This is a genomic window from Plantactinospora siamensis, assembly GCF_042434095.1.
GTDB lineage: Bacteria > Actinomycetota > Actinomycetes > Mycobacteriales > Micromonosporaceae > KBS50.
In genome coordinates this window covers 834,151-849,326 of record NZ_JBHLUE010000004.1, presented here as the reverse complement: position 1 = coordinate 849,326, position 15,176 = coordinate 834,151, and the positions used below count along the sequence as shown (strand labels likewise).

Sequence of the window (15,176 nt, the reverse complement as noted above, 5' to 3'; positions counted from 1 at the left end):
TTGGCTTTCCTGCCGGGTCCGCGCCGCCAGGGGTTTCCGCCGGGCCCGCCCACTCTGGGCGGTCAGGCTTGATCCCGACGTGGGCGGGCCCGGCGGAAACCCCGTCCGGCTCGATGTCCGTCGGAGCGGCGGCCCCTTGGTCGATCTTCCGGCGGGGGTGGGGCCGGCCACCACGCCCTCGGTGCTGGCTTCAGGGGTGACCCGGGGTGGGAAGCTTTTGGGGCTGGGCGGGGTTGTTTATTTGTTCGGTTGGTTGGGGTGGCCGGGTAGGGTGGCTCGGCTGGGTGCGTGTGATCTTGGTTGGGGGGTGGTGTGGGTGCCGCGGGAGAAGGGGCGGAAGGTTGTCGCCTCCAACAAGAAGGCGCGCCACGACTACGCCATCCTCGACACGTACGAGGCCGGCATGGCGCTCACCGGCACCGAGGTGAAGTCGCTGCGGGCCGGCCGGGCGTCCCTGGTCGACGCGTTCGCGCAGGAGCGCAACGGCGAGCTGTATCTGCACTCCATGCACATCCCCGAGTACACCCAGGGCACGTGGACCAACCACGAGCCGCGGCGCACCCGCAAGCTGCTGCTGAACCGGATCGAGATCGACCGGCTGCTCGGCAAGCTGCGGGAGAGCGGGCTCACCCTGGTGCCGCTGCAGGTCTACTTCTCCGACGGCTGGGCCAAGGTCGAGATCGGCCTGGCCCGCGGCAAGAAGTCGTACGACAAGCGGCAGGACCTCGCCAAGCGGGACGCCGATCGGGAAATCGCCCGGGTGGTGGGTCGCCGGGGCAAAGGCATGCGCTGACGTCACGGTGGTGGCCGGGATGAAGTCCTGGTGGTTGGGCGTTAGACTTGGGGTGGCCGAGGTTGTCGGCCACGTCTAGGGGGTGACTGGTTTCGACTTCGTGCGTTGCGGCAGGGGAAGCGAGCCGAGGAAGCCGACGTCGTCTCGATAATCGGTCGTCGGAAACCTATAAGCGCCAAGGTTAATCGCGCTGACTACGCTCTCGCCGCCTGAGGCGAGTAGCTAGTCTGTCGGCCTGGGAGTGCCTTCGACCCAGTTAGCCGGCATCAGCTAGAGGGCTGGCCAATCGGACCCGGTCGCGGGGTCCGTGCGGCGAGATCAATCAGCGACTGGGCCCGTCACACCGACTCGCTCGCGTGATCGGTGGGGCCGAGAGAGGCACAGCGAGCTGCGCTCGGAGAAGCCCTGACAAGGCGGCGAAGGACCCGGGTTCGATTCCCGGCACCTCCACCAGTCGGCGGCGGCCCCGTCCCATCACGGGACGGGGCCGCCGCCGTTTCCGCGCCCGCTCGCCGGACGGCTGCGCCGCAAGGTCAAGACAAGAACGCCGCTCTTGGGGTGTCCGCGTCGCCCGGACCCCCCGACTTCGCCGAACTCGCGGTCGTCGGCTGGACCCGGCCGGACCCGGCCGGGACCGGAGTGACCGGTGGGGCCCGTGGGACCCCGGAACGGGCGAACCCTCGAATTCGGGGCGAACGGCCTCTGGACGCGCGGCCCGCGGAGCCGCACCATCTCCTCACATGACCGGCGCGCGAGGAGGTGCGTCATGGCGACCATTCCGGCCCGTCCCCCCGTCTCCAGGTCTCCATCCGGCCCGCAGGGGCCGTCCCTGCGGGCCGCCCGGGCCCACCGGCTCACCCTGCTGGCCGACATGCAGGGCGTCGAGCGCGCCCTCGCGGTGCCGGCCGGTGATCCCCGGTGGCGGCAGCGGGTGGCCGCCCGGGTCGGGGCCCTCGGGCGCGCCTTCGGCGAGCACATGGTGATGACCGAGGGCCACGACGGCCTGTACGCGGAGCTGCTCGACCACGCTCCCCGGCTGACCCGCGGGGTGCACGTGCTGATCCGCGAGCACGCGGTCGTGCTCGACTCGATCACCGCGCTGCGCGCCCGGCTGGACCACCCGGAGACGACCATCGACCAGATCCGTTGCTGGGGTGGTGACCTGCTCCGGGAGCTGTCCCGGCATCGGCAGCGCGGCGCGGACCTGGTCTATCAGGCGTACCAGATCGACATTGGCGGCGAGACCTGACGCCGGCGCGCGGCCGCGACCCCGACGGCCTGCTCAGCGGATCGCCGAGACGTCCCTGCTGATCGGAGCGGCCAGGACGGTCGGACCGGCCGCGCCGAGCGCCGCGGGCAGCGCGTCGGCCAACGCGTCCGGCGATTCCAGCGTGGCCGTGGCGCAGCCGTAGCCGCGGGCGATGGACAGCAGGTCCAGGCCCGGCAGGTCGAGACCGGGTACGCCCGGGGTGTCCTCGTGCGCCGCGAACGCCTTCAGGATTCCGTACTGCTGGTTGACCGGCACCAGCACGACGAGCGGCAGGCGCAGCCGGGCGGCCGTCCAGAGGGCCTGCACCGAATAGTGGAACGAGCCGTCGCCGACCACCGCGACCACCGGCCGGCCACGACCGGTGTCGCGTTCGCCCAGCGCGACGCCCACGCCCGCGGGCAGCCCGAAGCCGAGCCCGCCGCTCGCGGCGGCGAAGTAGGACCGGGGTCGGGTGATGGGCAGGCGGCGGCGCAGCGCCTGGACGTTGGACGGCGTCTCGGCCACCAGCACGCCGTCCGCCGGCCAGAGCCGGGCGAGCGCGTCGAAGAGCGCCTCGGGTCGCACCGGCGCGCCGGGCGCGGCGGGGTCGGCCGCGGCGGGCTGGGTGGGCTCGGGCGCGGCGGGCTGGGCGGGCTCGGCCGCGGCGGGCCCGGGTCGGCCATCGGACCCCCGGCGGTCGGCCGGGGGGAGCAGGTCGGTCAGCGCGGCGCAGGCCAGCCGGGCGTCGCCCAGGATGCTGTCTCCGACCGGCGCCCGAGCGGCCTCGTTCGGGTCGTCGGTGATGTGTACGAGCCGGGTGCCGGCCGGAACGTACTCACCCGGGACGTACGGGTAGTAGCGGAACACCGGGGCGCCGATGACCAGCACCAGATCGTGCCCGGCCAGTCGCTCGGCCAGCGGAGCGATCGCGAACGGCAGCACGCCACGGAACTGCGGGTGATCCTCCGGGAAACCGACCCGCTCGGGGGACGGCGCGCACCAGACGGGGGCGCGGAGCCGCTCGGCGAGCGCCACGGCCGCGTCCCAGCCGTCGCTGCGGTCCACCGCGCCGCCCAGCACCAGGGCCGGATTCCGGCTCGCCGACAGGGCGCCGGCCACCTCGCGCAGCCGGTCGGGTTCGGCGGCGACGCGGGTGCTCACCCGCCGGCGCGGCGGCGGCGCACCGGCCGGCTGCCGCCAGTCGTCCATCGGCAGCGAGAGCAGGACCGGGCCGGCCGGTGGCTGCACCGCGGCGGCGTACGCCCGCAGCAGGGCCGCCGGAATGTCCTGCGCCCTGGTCGGCTCGTGACTCCACTTGACGTACGGCTGGGCCAGCTCGACCGCCCGGGGGCTGGCCAGGCGCGGCTCGGTGAGCAGCATGGCCCGGGTCTGCTGGCCGGCCGTGACGATCAGTGGCGTCTTGTTGTGCCAGGCGGTGACCAGGTTGCCCATCCCGTTGCCCACGCCCGGCGCGGTGTGCAGGTTGACGTGCGCGGGCCGCCCGGTGGTCTGCGCGTAGCCGTCGGCCATGGCCACGGCCGACGCCTCCTGGAGGGCGAGGACGTACCGGAAGTCGGCCGGGAAGTCGCGCAGGAACGGTTCCTCGGTCGAGCCGGGGTTGCCGAACATCGTCGTCAGTTCGAGGTCGCGCAGCAGGTCGTACGTCGACTCCAGCACCGTGGCCATGGTCCGAGCCTGCCGCATTCGCGGGACCGGCGAGCCGGATCGCGGCCAAACGCGAAGCGGATCAGGGCAGCTCGATCGGCAGCACGATGCCGTCGAGGCTGTGCGAGCACGGGCAGTCGCGCTCCTCGGGAAGCGCGACGATCGCGCGTAACAGCAGGTCACGCAGGGTGGCGATGTTCTCGGCGAACACCTTGAAGACGTCTTCCTGGGTGACGCCCTCGCCGGCCTGCACGCCCGCGTCGTAGTCGGTCACCAGGGCGATGGCGGTGTAACACAGCGCCAGCTCGCGGGCGAGCACGGCCTCCGGATGCCCTGTCATGTTGACGACCGAACCGCCCATGCCGGCGTACCAGGCGGACTCGGCGCGGGTGGAGAATCGCGGGCCCTCGACCACGACCATCGTGCCACCGTCCCGGACGGACACCGCCTGCGCGTCGGCGGTTTCCCGCACCGTGCGGCGGCCCACCGGGCAGTACGGATCCGCGAACGGCACGTGCACGGCGCCGCGGTCGTAGTAGGTCTGCGCCCGCCCGCTGGTCCGGTCCACGAGCTGGTCCGGCAGCACGAAGGTGCCGGGGCCCAGCTCCGGCCGCAGCCCGCCGACCGCGCACGGCGCGAGGATCTGCCGTACGCCCAACGAGCGCAGCGCCCACAGGTTCGCCCGGTACGGGATGCGGTGCGGCGGGTAGCGGTGGTCCCGGCCGTGCCGCGGCAGGAACGCGATCCGCCGGCCGCCGATCTCGGCCAGCATCACCGGATCCGACGGCGACCCGTACGGAGTGTCCACCGGGCGCTCCCGTACGTCGTCGAGCAGCGCGTACAGGCCCGAGCCCCCGATTACCGCCAGTTCCGCCGTCTGCCGCACAGGTCCCATCCTCCCGTTGCTGTTGGTATTGCTCGGCCGCGCCGGCCTGACAGACCTTAACCAGCGCCTGTGCCGCAGGCTATGGTGCGGAGCATGGCGTCGATCGCACGGCTGATCGCCGGACGCACCCCCGCGTCCGGGGCGCTCGGCGCCAACCTGGCGCGGGGATGGCGGGTGGCTGGCATGCATTCAGAAGGGCAGGCGATCGGTGGTCGGTCCATGGAGTCGATGACCGGGCAGCTGCTGGTCGCGACGCCGACTCTGAAGGATCCGAACTTCGACCGTACCGTCGTGCTCCTCGTGGCGCACGAGGCCGGCGGCGCGCTCGGGGTGGTCCTCAACCGCGCGACCGAGGTGCCGGTCTCCGACGTTCTCGGGGAATGGGGTGAACTCGCCGGGGAACCGTCGGTGCTGTTCGAGGGCGGGCCGGTGCAGCCGGAGTCGGCGATCTGCCTGGCCCGGATGCGCACCCCCGCGCAGCGGGTGAAGGGGTTCAACCGGATCTCCGGCGCCGTGGGCACGGTCGACCTCTCGGTGGACCCGGACCGGCTGCGGGCCAGCGTCCTCGGGATCCGGGTCTTCGCCGGCTACTCCGGGTGGGAACCCGGGCAGGTCGAGCACGAGATCTCGGCGGGGTCGTGGTTCGTCCTGGACGCGTTGCCCGGCGACCCGTTCATCGACCGGCCGGACGACCTGTGGCAGATGGTCCTGCGCCGGCAGGGCGGGATCATGGCCGCGGTGGCGCACTTCCCCCCCGACGTGGCCCTGAACTGACCGGGCACCGCGCGGCGGTCCGCCCGCGCCCGGCCGACCCGCGCGGCGGGGTGGCCCCGCTGGGATGCCCCGGCCGGCGTGTGTATTATTTCGCGAGTGCCCGGGAGACCGGGCCGGCACCACCGGGGGCCGTGGCGCAGCTGGTAGCGCACCACACTGGCAGTGTGGGGGTCAGGGGTTCGAGTCCCCTCGGCTCCACCCCGAGCAGGATCCGGGCCGGCGGTCTGGTCGATGATCATCGACCGGGCCCCGGCCTTCGCCGTTGCTGCCCGCCGGGCCGCGACCTTCCCATACCGTGACGAATAAGTCCGGTGAAAGGGGGGCGGGGTGGACGAGAAGGAACGCCAGCAGGCGCTGCTCACCGCGCTGACCACCGAGCATTTCGTGCTGCAGACCAGCCGGGGCGCCACCATCGCCGAGTCCGTGGGCCGGGCCACCATCTTCCTGTCGACGCTCTCCGCGGCGCTGATCGGGCTGGGCTTCGCGGCCGGCAAGAGCAGCCTGATCGGCCCGTACCTCGGCGCCGCGGTGCCGAGCCTGATCGTGCTCGGCTGGCTCACCTTCGTCCGGCTGGTGGAGAGCAGCGTCGAGAACTACCAGGATCTGGTCCGGCTGCGGGACATCCGGGCGTACTACCGGGAGCACCTCGCGGCCGGCACCGACTTCTTCGCCGACGCGGTGGCGCACCCCGAGCGGGGCAGGGCCGCCTGGGGGATCACCGGCTCGCAGAACACCAGCCGGTGGCGGGAGATGTTCTACACCAGCGCAGCCCTGATCGGCGCGATCGACTCCCTGCTGCTGGGGCTGGCCGCCATCCTGCTGCTCGGCCCGGTGGCGGGCCTGCCCGGGCTGGCGGCGGTCCCCATCGGCATCCTGATCGTGCTGGTGGCCTTCGCCGGTCACCTGATCTACCTGCGCCACGCCTTTGACGAGGCGGGCGCCTGACCGCTCCCGTCGGCCGGGGTGGCTTCCGGACCGTGCTCTTCGGCCGGTCTGGCTTCCGGACCAGTCCGCCGGCCGGCCAGCCCTCCGGCGGGCGAGCCCGCCGGGGCGGTGCACTCGGCCAGGAACGCCTCCCAGGTGCGGGTCCCGATGTTCCCGTCAAGGCTGAGGTTCTCGCCGGCCCGGTAGACCCGGCCGATCCTGCCCGGTACCCGCACCGGCAGGAACGGGCGGCGCCGGCCGGTGGCGCGCAGGTAGCCGCGGAGCAACTCCGCTATCGGATGGATCCGCGGCCCGGCCAGGTCCGGGACCGGGCCGGCCGGCGCCCCGAGCGCCAGCTCGACCAGCCGGGCCGCCACGTCGCGGGCGTCCACGGGCTGGAACCGCAGGCCGCCGGGGACCGGAATGACCGGCAGCCTCGCCATCGTCCGCGCCATGACCAGCACCAGGTCGTGGAACTGGGCGGCGCGCAGGATCGTCCACGGCACGCCCGAGTCGGCCAGCGCCCGCTCCGCGCCGAGCTTGGCCCGGAAATAGCCGAGCGGGACCCGGTCGGCGCCGATGACCGAGATGTACGCCAGGTGCCGCACCCCGGCCCGCCGCGCCGCCCGGACCAGGTTGCCGGTGGCCCGGTCGTCCCCCTTCGGCCCGCCGGCCAGGTGCAGAACCGTCTCGACACCGCGCAGCGCGGGTTCGAGGTCGTCGTCGCCGAGCAGGTCGGCGCGTACCTGCTGGATGCCGGGGTCGGCCGGCCCACCCCGGCGGCTGAGCACCCGTACGGGGTGGCCGGCCGCGCGCAGCAGCGGGACGACCAGGCGGCCGAGGGTGCCCGTGCCGCCGGTGACCAGGATGGGTGTGCTCATCTGTCCTCCTCGGATTGGCCGCTTCCCGGGCTCGGGCCGCGGTCGGGCCGGTTGGATTTCGGCTTCACCGACCCGACCCCGCGCTCGGCGGGGACGTGACGGCGGTGATCCGGCTCACGTCGCCGAGGTTTCCGGTCGGCGCCCGTCACACTGGCCGGATCGGGCGGGTCGAGGTGGCGTACTTCGGCGAGGAGGGCGCGAGATGGGCGAGGACACCTGGCTGGCCGACCGCTTCGAGCAGCACCGTCCGCAGCTGCGGGCGGTCGCGTACCGGATGCTCGGCTCGTTCGCCGAGGCCGAGGACGCGGTGCAGGAGGCGTGGCTGCGGCTGGCCCGTACCGACGCCAGGGAGCTGGACAACCTCGCCGCGTGGCTGACCACGGTGGTGGCCCGGGTGTGCCTCAACGCCCTGCGTACCCGCCGGCACCGCCGGGAGGAGCCGCTGGGGGTACGGGTACCGGATCCGATCATCACGCCGGCCGGCCCGGGCGACCCCGAGCAGGCGGCGGTGCTGGCCGACTCGGTCGGGCTGGCCATGCTGGTGGTGCTCGACACGCTGACCCCCGCCGAGCGGTTGGCGTTCGTGCTGCACGACATGTTCGCCGTGCCGTTCGACGAGATCGCTGTCATGGTGGACCGGACGCCGGAGGCGGCCCGTCAGCTGGCCAGCCGGGCGCGCCGACGCGTACAGGGGCGGGCCCCGGCGACCGACCCGGACCTCGCCCGCCAGCGCGCGGTGGTGGACGCCTTCCTGGCCGCCGCCCGGGACGGCGACTTTGACGCGCTGGTCGCGGTGCTGCATCCGGACGTGGTGCTCCGCTCGGACGGTGGCACCTCCCGCCGCCGCCACACCACGGTGATCAGCGGCGCCCGGGAGGTGGCCGCCCAGGCCACCACGTTCGGGCGGTTCTCCCCGTTCGCGCGGCCCGTCCTGGTCAACGGCGCGGCCGGGGTGGTGGTGTCCGCGGCCGGCCGGCCGCTCTCGGTGATGGCCTTCACCGTTGTCGACGGGAGGATCGCCGGCATCGACGTGATCGCCGACCCCGACCGGCTCGCCGGGCTCGGCCTGGCGACGGACGATCGTTGACACCGTCGCCGCCCGGCGACCCGGGTCCGACAGGGTGGCGGACGTCACCTCGACCGACCAGGACGCCAGCCGACACCTGGTCGGGCTGCTGGTACTGCTACGTCGGCACGTACAAGATCCCCAACCCGTACCGGATGCCGACCAGTCCCACGCCGTGAGCCGCCGTCGGGGTCCCGGCCGCCGTGGGCGCCGGGACCTCGACCTCCCGCTCAGCCGGCCGCCGTTCCCATCGCGCCGCGCTGGGCGGCCCGGCTGATGTCGCTGGGCGAGACGATGCCGACCAGCCGGTCGCCCTCCACCACCAGGGCGCGGCCGTCGGCGCTGAGCCGGGGCAGCAGCTCCAGCAGCGGCTCGTCCGGGCGGGCCAGCACCAGCTCCTCCGGCGGGCAGGAGACCGCGCCGAGGGTCGTACCGGCCCGTTGGTCGGCCGGCACCCCGCGGACCCGGGCCAGCGTGACCAGGCCGACCGGGCGGCCGTCGGCCACCAGCGGCAGGGCGGAGTGCCGGTACGCCCAGAGGTAGTGCTCGACGAAGTCGGCGACCGTCACGTCCGGGGTGGTGGCCTGCGGCTCGGCCGTCATCACGTCCCGCACCCGCACGCCGGTCAGCGCCACGCCGACCCGGGCCTGCCGCTCCTCGGCGACGGCCGCGCCCACCAGGAACCAGCCGATCAGCGCCAGCCAGAGCGCCCCGAGGGCGAAGCCGGTGACGAACTGCCACAATCCCACCGCGATCAGCAGCGCGCCGAGCACCCGCCCGGCGCGGGCCGCCGCGACCGCGGCCCAGGTGCGGTCGCCGCGCCAGCGCCACAGCGCGGCGCGGAGCAGCCGGCCGCCGTCCAGCGGGGCCGCCGGCAGCACGTTGAAGACCGCGAGCACCAGGTTGATGCCGGCCAGCCAGGCGAACGCCCCGAACACCAGCCCGCGCTGGCCACCGGCCGCGAGGGCGCCGGCCACCGCGCCGAAGGCGAGGCCCACCAGCAGGCTGACCAGCGGCCCCACCCCGGCGATCCGCAGCTCGGCGCCGGGCGTACGGGCCTCCCCGCGCAGCTGGGCCACCCCGCCGAACAGCCAGAGGGTGATGCCCTGCACCTCGATCCCGTTGCGCTTGGCCACCACCGCGTGCGAGACCTCGTGCGCCAGCAGGCCGGCGAGGAACACGACGGCCGCGGCGAGCCCGGCCAGCGCGTACGCCCAGCCGGGGTGTCCCGGGTAGGCCCGGGGGAACTGGTTGGCCGACAGCCCCCAGACGAGCAGGCCGAAGATGACGACCACGCTCCAGTTGACGCTCACGGGCACGCCGGCGATCCGGCCCAGTCGGAAGCTCGCCGCCATTCCTCCTGCATACCCCCTGACACCCCGGTCACGCCAGGTGAGCCGGCCACCCCGTCTGGTGATCATGCCGCGAGGCCGCGGCGTCCGTGGCGGCCCGGACGAAGGCGGCCACCGCGCGGGACCGGCTGCGCTCGGGCCAGGCCAGCACCACCGTGCTGGGCGGCGCGTCCAGCACCGGTACGCAGACAAGCCCCGGCCGCGTCCGCGAGCGCACCGAGGCGGGCAGCACCACGACCACCCGGCCGAGCGCGACCAGCTGCATGAGCTGCGCGCTGTCCCGCACCAGCGGGCTGTCCGGGTCGCTCCACGGATCGTCGGCTTCGCCCGGTGGACCCGGCCACCGGGGCCGCGGCTCGTCGCGCAGGTCCGCGAGGGTGAGCGCGGACCGTCCGGCCAGCCGGTGCCCGGCCGGCAGCACCGCCACCTGGTCCTGCACCAGCAGGTCCGCCGTGTCGAAGCCGCTCAGATCGTCGTACGGGCGGTGCAGCAGCCCCACGTCCGCCCGGCCCTGCCGGAGCACGCCGGCCTGCTCACCGATCCCGCAGAGCAGGACATCGACCGGCAGGGCGTCCGGCTCGGCCCCGTACGCCCGGAGGATCTCCGGCAGCAGCCCGGCGTCGCCGTCCGGCTTCGACACCAGCACCAGCCGCCGGTCCGGTTGGCCGGCCCGGCGGGCCCGCAGCCCGGCCGCGGACACCGCGTCGAGCGCCCGGCGTGCCTCGTCGAGCAGGACCTCGCCGGCCGCGGTGAGCCGGACGAACCGGCTGGTGCGCTCCAGCAGGGGCACCCCGATCCGCCGTTCGAGCTGCCGGATGGCCCGGGACAGCGGCGGCTGGGCGATGCCGAGCCGGGCGGCGGCCCGGCCGAAGTGCAGCTCCTCGGCCACCGCGATGAAGTAGCTCAGCTCGCGGGTCTCCAACCGGTCCATACCTTCACGGTAACGATCGGAACCGCATCGGTGTTGGCCCGCGCGGCGCCGTCCTGATGGGCTGGTGACATGACGGAACAGCGCATCGCCCTGGTCACCGGGGCCAACAAGGGAATCGGCCGCGAGGTGGCCCGGCAGCTCGCGGGACGCGGCATGACCGTGCTGCTCGCGGCCCGGAAGCCGGCCGCCGGGCGGACCGCCGCCGATGAGCTGCGGACCGAGGGCGTCGAGGTCCACCCCATCGAGCTGGACGTGACCGACCCGGACGGCATCGCGGCCGCCGTGAAGGGGGTCGGCGACGCGTACGGCCGGCTTGACGTGCTGGTGAACAACGCCGCCATCACCGGCGCCGGCAGCCCGCCCGCCGAGCCCGACCCGGCCCGCCGGGTCGAGCCGCCGAGCGCGGCCGACCTGGACCGGGTCCGGGAGGTGTACGAGACCAACGTGTTCGGCGTGATCGCGGTGACCAACGCGTTCCTGCCGCTGCTGCGCCGGTCGGACGCGGCCCGGATCGTCAACGTGTCCAGCGGGGTGGGCTCGCTGCATGCGATGACCGATCCGGCCGGGCCGCTCGCCGGGATGCCGCCGTCGCTGGCGTACCCCACCTCCAAGGCCGCGCTGAACGCGGTCACGGCGCAGTACGCGAAGGAGTTCCGCGGCTCGCAGCTGCTGATCAACGCGGCCGACCCGGGCTGGACCGGCACCGACCTGAACGGCCATGCCGGGCCGCGGTCGGTGGCCGAGGGCGCGGCGATCATCGTACGGCTGGCCACCCTGCCGGCCGACGGGCCCAGCGGCGGCTTCTTCAACGACGACGGCGTCGTGCCGTGGTGAGGGCGTCGCGGTGTTAACCGGGGCCCCTTCCTATACCGGAGGCGATAACAAGGGGCCCTTCCTTTCCCTCGGGTAGCGTTCGGGGCATGCGCTACGTGCAGGCCGATACGGCCAAGCCGGTTTCCGTGATCGGGCTCGGGGCCTGGCAGTTCGGGTCCCGGGAGTGGGGCTACGGCCCGGAGTACGAAAAGCGGGCCGCCGAGATCGTCCGCCGGGCGCTCGAGCTGGGGGTGACGCTGTTCGACACGGCCGAGCTGTACGCCTTCGGCCGCAGCGAACGGATCCTCGGCGCGGCGCTCGGCGACGATCGGGACAAGGTCTTCCTGGCCAGCAAGATCTTCCCGATCCTGCCGACGGCGCCGGTGGTGCAGCAACGGGCGGTCGCCTCGGCCGGCCGGCTCGGGGTCCGGTCGATCGACCTCTACCAGGTGCACCAGCCCAACCCGGTGGTCCGGGACCGCACCACCATGCGCGGGATGCGGGTGCTGCAGGACGTGGGCCTGGTCGGCGAGGTCGGGGTGAGCAACTACGGCCTGAAGCGGTGGCGGATGGCCGAGGCGTGGCTGGGTCGGCGGGTGCTGTCCAACCAGGTGCAGTACAGCATCGCCCATCGCGCCCCCGAGGACGACCTGGTGCCGTACGCCGAGCGGAACGGCCGGCTGGTCATCGCGTACAGCCCGCTGGCCCAGGGCTTCGTCTCCGGCCGGTACGACGCCAAGAACCCGCCGGCCGGCGCGGTGAGGCGGGCCAACCCGCTCTTTCTGCCGGAGAACCTGGAGCGCGGCGCCGGCCTGCTGGCCGCGCTGCGCGAGGTGGCCGACGCGCACGACGCCACGCCGAGCCAGATCGCGCTGGCCTACCTGGTCCGCAACCCGGCGGTGCTGGCCATCCCCGGCGCGTCCAGCGTGGAGCAGCTGGAACGCAACGCCGCCGCGGCCGATATCGAGCTGGCCGACGACGAGTATGCGACGCTGGCCCGGGCCGCCCGCGAGTTCACGCCGATCACCGGCCTGGCCGCGATGCCCAAGCTGATCCAGGCCCGCCGCGGCCGCTGACGCCGGTACGAAGGAGAGCACCACCGCATGGACGACATCACCGCGCTGATCCTCGACGACCACCACGCCTTCCGGGTCGGCTTCGCCCGGCTGGACGACGCGCGCGACGAGGCCGACCTGAAGGCCATCTGGGACGACCTGGCGCTGCACCTGGACATCCATGCCGAGGCCGAGGAGACGATCCTCTACCCGCATCTGGTCAAGCACGGCGACGACGGCGAGGACGAGACCGACGACGCGATCCGGGACCACAACAAGATCCGGGACGCGATCGAGGAGTCGAAGAAGCACAAGGTCGGCTCGGACGGGTGGTGGCAGGCCGTCGGCCAGGCGCGCAGCGAGAACAGCGAGCACCTGGCCGAGGAGGAGGACGAGGCGCTGCCGGACTTCCGCCGGCACGCCGGCACCGAGCTGCGGGCCGAGCTGGGCGCCCGGTGGCTGCGGTTCTACGGCGAGCACCCGCGCGGCGCCGGGCTCCGCTTCACCGACAAGGACCCGAAGCGGTACGTCGAGGAGCACCGCTGATCTGGCTCTCCCGGGGGAGGTGACGCCCCCCGGGTGGCCGGCACAATGACGGCGTGACGCCGCGCGCCGTGTTCGCCCCGCTGGTCAGCGGCAGCACGTACCGCCGTGCGGTGTTCCTGCTGCTCGGCGGGGTGCTGGCGCTGCCGTACGCGCTGCTGGCCGCCACCTTCGCGCAGATGCTGACCCGGTCCGACGTGCCGCGCGCGGCCGTCGTCCCGCTGCTGGCGGCCGGCGCGGTGATCGCCGGTACGCCGGTCTTCCTGGCCGGCAGCCGGGCGCTGGAGATCGCGGCCGCCCGGGCCCTGCTGGACGTCGACCTGCCGGATCCGCCGCCGGGACGCCCGCTGGACCGGGAGTCCCGGCTGCGCGCGGCGCTGTGGATCGCCACCCACCTGACCATCGGCGGGCTGGTGATGTTCGCGCTGATCAGCGTGTTCCCGATGGCGCTGGTGTTCGTGGCGCAACAGTTCGGCCTCGGCCGTTCGGCGCTCGGCGACCAGCGGTTCGGCCCGTTCGACGCCCACGACGGCGGCTGGCTGGCGCTGCTCGGCGTGGCCACCCTGGTGGCCCTCGGGTACGCGGTGGCCGGGCTGGGCGCGCTGGCCCGGTCGATGGCGCCGGTGCTGCTCGGCCCGTCCCAGGACGAGCGGTTCGCGGCGCTGGAGCTGCGCGCGGCCCGGCTGGCCCAGCGCAACCGGCTGGCCCGCGAGCTGCACGACTCGGTGGGACACGCGCTCACGGTGGCCACCCTGCAGGCCGGCGCGGCCCGGGAGCTGCTGGACAGCGATCCCGCGTTCGCCCGCCGCGCGCTCACCGCCATCGAGGAGACCGGCCGGCGGGCCATGGACGAGCTGGACCACGTGCTCGGGTTGCTCCGCGAGGCCGAGTCGGGCGGGGCCCGCCCGGTCGCGCCGCAGCGCACGCTGGCCGACCTCGACCGGTTGGTGGCCGACACCCGGGCGGCCGGGCTCGACGTACGGCTGGCGGTGGCCGGCCCGGTCGGTGAGCTGCCCGCGGTGGTCTCCCGGGAGGGCTACCGGATCGTCCAGGAGGGCCTCACCAACGCGGCCCGGCACGGCGCCGGCGCGCCCGTGCGGGTCCGGGTGGCGGCCGGCGCCGGGCTGGACATCGAGCTGGTGAACCGGGCGGGCGCCGGTCATGATCGGCCCGACCGGCCGGGCCGGGCCGGCAGCGGCCGGGGGCTGCGCGGCATGCGGGAGCGGGTCGATCTGCTCGGCGGCCGGCTGACCGCCGGACCCGACGGGGACGAGTGGCGCGTGTCCGCGCGGCTACCACTGAGCGGACCGGAGCCACCGTGAGCGCGAGGAGCTGGCCGATTTTGCCAGCCCCGCAGTCGCGAACAAAGGAGAGCGCCGTGAGCGCGAGGAGCTGGCCGATTTTGCCAGCCCCGCAGTCGCGAACAAAGGAGAGCGCCGTGAGCGCGAGGAGCTGGCCGGTTTTGCCAGCCCCGCAGTCGCGAACAAAGGAGAGCGCCGTGAGCGCGAGGAGCTGGCCGATTTTGCCAGCCCCGCAGTCGCGAACAAAGGAGAGCACCGTGACCATCGGTGTGTTGATCGTGGACGACGACGAGCTGGTCCGGGTGGGGTTGCGGGCCGTGCTCGACGCCCAGCCCGACCTGCGGGTGCTGGCCGAGGCCGGCGACGGCGCCGAGGTGCCGCCGCTGGTGGCCCGGCACCGGCCCGACGTGGTGCTGATGGATGTCCGGATGCCGGCCATCGACGGCATCCAGGCCACCCGCCGGCTGATGGAGACGGCCGTCCAGCCGCCGCGGGTGCTGGTGATCACCACGTTCGAGAACGACGAGTACGTCTACGAGGCGCTCCGGGCCGGCGCGGCCGGTTTCCTGCTCAAGCGGGCCCGGCCGGCCGAGGTGGTGCAGGCGGTCCGGACCGTGGCGGCCGGCGACTCGCTGCTGTTTCCCGAGGCCGTGCGCCGGCTCGTGGCCACCTACTCCGGCGGGGGACGCGGCGGTGACCGGCTGCGGCGCGCCCGGCTCACCGAGCGGGAGGCCGAGGTGCTGCGGTTGATCGCGGCCGGCCTCTCCAACTCCGAGATCGCCGGCGACCTCGTGGTGGGCGTGGAGACGGTGAAGACCCACGTGGGCAACGTGCTGGCCAAGCTCGGCGCCCGGGACCGCACCCAGGCCGTGATCGCGGCGTACGAGTCGGGTTTCGTGACCCCGGCCGGCTGACCCGCCCCTCGGGCGGGGGAGCGGGCTCC

The 15,176-nt window shown here is 74.1% G+C and carries 15 protein-coding genes, 1 tRNA gene and 1 other RNA gene; 12 read left to right on the top strand and 5 right to left on the bottom strand.

Annotated features, from left to right (window positions below; translation table 11 throughout):
- Positions 1 to 316: 316 nt before the first annotated feature.
- The 3 genes from smpB to ACFFHU_RS08780 all read left to right on the top strand — a co-directional run bounded on the left by smpB (position 317) and on the right by ACFFHU_RS08780 (position 2,042).
- On the top strand, positions 317 to 793 hold the full coding sequence (gene smpB / locus ACFFHU_RS08790; RefSeq protein WP_377337204.1) for an SsrA-binding protein SmpB: 477 nt from the start codon (positions 317 to 319) through the stop codon (positions 791 to 793).
- 78 nt (positions 794 to 871) lie between these two features.
- Positions 872 to 1,246: a transfer-messenger RNA gene (ssrA, locus tag ACFFHU_RS08785) on the top strand.
- 313 nt (positions 1,247 to 1,559) lie between these two features.
- Entirely contained in the window at positions 1,560 to 2,042 is a 483-nt protein-coding gene (locus ACFFHU_RS08780) for a hypothetical protein (protein WP_377337203.1), read from the top strand.
- A 33-nt stretch (positions 2,043 to 2,075) separates the two neighbouring features.
- Here the strand turns inward: ACFFHU_RS08780 and mdlC are convergent, their stop codons facing one another.
- Together mdlC and ACFFHU_RS08770 are read right to left on the bottom strand one after the other, a co-directional pair.
- Positions 2,076 to 3,728, bottom strand: coding sequence for a benzoylformate decarboxylase (mdlC, locus tag ACFFHU_RS08775; protein ID WP_377337202.1), 1,653 nt, complete (start codon positions 3,726 to 3,728; stop codon positions 2,076 to 2,078).
- A gap of 61 nt (positions 3,729 to 3,789) precedes the next feature.
- The gene (locus ACFFHU_RS08770) at positions 3,790 to 4,593 is read right to left on the bottom strand and encodes an S-methyl-5'-thioadenosine phosphorylase (protein ID WP_377337201.1); all 804 of its coding nucleotides are present in this window, start codon (positions 4,591 to 4,593) and stop codon (positions 3,790 to 3,792) included.
- A 183-nt stretch (positions 4,594 to 4,776) separates the two neighbouring features.
- On the opposite strand from ACFFHU_RS08770, the gene ACFFHU_RS08765 reads away from it, so the two are divergent.
- From ACFFHU_RS08765 to ACFFHU_RS08755, 3 genes are all read left to right on the top strand, one after another.
- Positions 4,777 to 5,367, top strand: a complete 591-nt coding sequence (locus ACFFHU_RS08765; RefSeq protein ID WP_377337286.1) for a YqgE/AlgH family protein — start codon at positions 4,777 to 4,779, stop codon at positions 5,365 to 5,367.
- 125 nt (positions 5,368 to 5,492) lie between these two features.
- Positions 5,493 to 5,565, top strand: a tRNA-Ala gene (locus ACFFHU_RS08760).
- 129 nt (positions 5,566 to 5,694) lie between these two features.
- Positions 5,695 to 6,312 carry a hypothetical protein gene (locus tag ACFFHU_RS08755; RefSeq protein ID WP_377337200.1) on the top strand — a complete coding sequence of 206 codons (618 nt, stop codon included), beginning with the start codon at positions 5,695 to 5,697 and terminating at the stop codon, positions 6,310 to 6,312.
- On the opposite strand, the gene ACFFHU_RS08750 is transcribed toward ACFFHU_RS08755, so the two are convergent.
- Positions 6,276 to 7,172, bottom strand: a complete 897-nt coding sequence (locus ACFFHU_RS08750) for an SDR family oxidoreductase (RefSeq protein ID WP_377337199.1) — start codon at positions 7,170 to 7,172, stop codon at positions 6,276 to 6,278. The two genes, ACFFHU_RS08755 and ACFFHU_RS08750, sit on opposite strands and share 37 nt — an antisense overlap.
- Before the next feature lie 202 nt (positions 7,173 to 7,374).
- Here ACFFHU_RS08750 and sigJ point away from each other — a divergent pair, with 202 nt between their 5' ends.
- Positions 7,375 to 8,259 (top strand): RNA polymerase sigma factor SigJ, encoded by an 885-nt coding sequence (gene sigJ, locus ACFFHU_RS08745; RefSeq protein ID WP_377337198.1) that lies wholly within the window; start codon positions 7,375 to 7,377, stop codon positions 8,257 to 8,259.
- Positions 8,260 to 8,468: 209 nt separating this feature from the next.
- Here sigJ and ACFFHU_RS08740 read toward each other — a convergent pair whose 3' ends face one another.
- A complete protein-coding gene (locus tag ACFFHU_RS08740; RefSeq protein WP_377337197.1) occupies positions 8,469 to 9,593 on the bottom strand; it encodes a site-2 protease family protein in 1,125 nt (374 codons plus the stop codon).
- A 28-nt stretch (positions 9,594 to 9,621) separates the two neighbouring features.
- Positions 9,622 to 10,521, bottom strand: a complete 900-nt coding sequence (locus tag ACFFHU_RS08735; RefSeq protein WP_377337196.1) for a LysR family transcriptional regulator — start codon at positions 10,519 to 10,521, stop codon at positions 9,622 to 9,624.
- 69 nt (positions 10,522 to 10,590) lie between these two features.
- On the opposite strand from ACFFHU_RS08735, the gene ACFFHU_RS08730 reads away from it, so the two are divergent.
- The 5 genes from ACFFHU_RS08730 to ACFFHU_RS08710 all read left to right on the top strand — a co-directional run bounded on the left by ACFFHU_RS08730 (position 10,591) and on the right by ACFFHU_RS08710 (position 15,147).
- Positions 10,591 to 11,355, top strand: a complete 765-nt coding sequence (locus tag ACFFHU_RS08730; RefSeq protein ID WP_377337195.1) for an SDR family oxidoreductase — start codon at positions 10,591 to 10,593, stop codon at positions 11,353 to 11,355.
- Positions 11,356 to 11,441: 86 nt separating this feature from the next.
- A complete protein-coding gene (locus ACFFHU_RS08725) occupies positions 11,442 to 12,410 on the top strand; it encodes an aldo/keto reductase (protein ID WP_377337194.1) in 969 nt (322 codons plus the stop codon).
- 27 nt (positions 12,411 to 12,437) lie between these two features.
- The gene (locus ACFFHU_RS08720; protein WP_377337193.1) at positions 12,438 to 12,935 is read left to right on the top strand and encodes a hemerythrin domain-containing protein; all 498 of its coding nucleotides are present in this window, start codon (positions 12,438 to 12,440) and stop codon (positions 12,933 to 12,935) included.
- Between the two features lie 53 nt (positions 12,936 to 12,988).
- Positions 12,989 to 14,254, top strand: coding sequence for a sensor histidine kinase (locus tag ACFFHU_RS08715; RefSeq protein ID WP_377337192.1), 1,266 nt, complete (start codon positions 12,989 to 12,991; stop codon positions 14,252 to 14,254).
- 236 nt (positions 14,255 to 14,490) lie between these two features.
- A complete protein-coding gene (locus ACFFHU_RS08710) occupies positions 14,491 to 15,147 on the top strand; it encodes a response regulator (RefSeq protein WP_377337191.1) in 657 nt (218 codons plus the stop codon).
- Positions 15,148 to 15,176 lie beyond the last annotated feature (29 nt).

Coding starts and splice junctions, on each gene's coding strand:
- ACFFHU_RS08780 (WP_377337203.1), top strand. CDS start 1,560: ATGGCGACCATTCCGGCCCGTCCCCCCGTCTCCAGGTCTCCATCCGGC.
- mdlC (WP_377337202.1), bottom strand. CDS start 3,728: ATGGCCACGGTGCTGGAGTCGACGTACGACCTGCTGCGCGACCTCGAA.
- ACFFHU_RS08765 (WP_377337286.1), top strand. CDS start 4,777: ATGCATTCAGAAGGGCAGGCGATCGGTGGTCGGTCCATGGAGTCGATG.
- ACFFHU_RS08750 (WP_377337199.1), bottom strand. CDS start 7,172: ATGAGCACACCCATCCTGGTCACCGGCGGCACGGGCACCCTCGGCCGC.
- sigJ (WP_377337198.1), top strand. CDS start 7,375: ATGGGCGAGGACACCTGGCTGGCCGACCGCTTCGAGCAGCACCGTCCG.
- ACFFHU_RS08740 (WP_377337197.1), bottom strand. CDS start 9,593: ATGGCGGCGAGCTTCCGACTGGGCCGGATCGCCGGCGTGCCCGTGAGC.
- ACFFHU_RS08735 (WP_377337196.1), bottom strand. CDS start 10,521: ATGGACCGGTTGGAGACCCGCGAGCTGAGCTACTTCATCGCGGTGGCC.
- ACFFHU_RS08730 (WP_377337195.1), top strand. CDS start 10,591: ATGACGGAACAGCGCATCGCCCTGGTCACCGGGGCCAACAAGGGAATC.
- ACFFHU_RS08725 (WP_377337194.1), top strand. CDS start 11,442: ATGCGCTACGTGCAGGCCGATACGGCCAAGCCGGTTTCCGTGATCGGG.
- ACFFHU_RS08720 (WP_377337193.1), top strand. CDS start 12,438: ATGGACGACATCACCGCGCTGATCCTCGACGACCACCACGCCTTCCGG.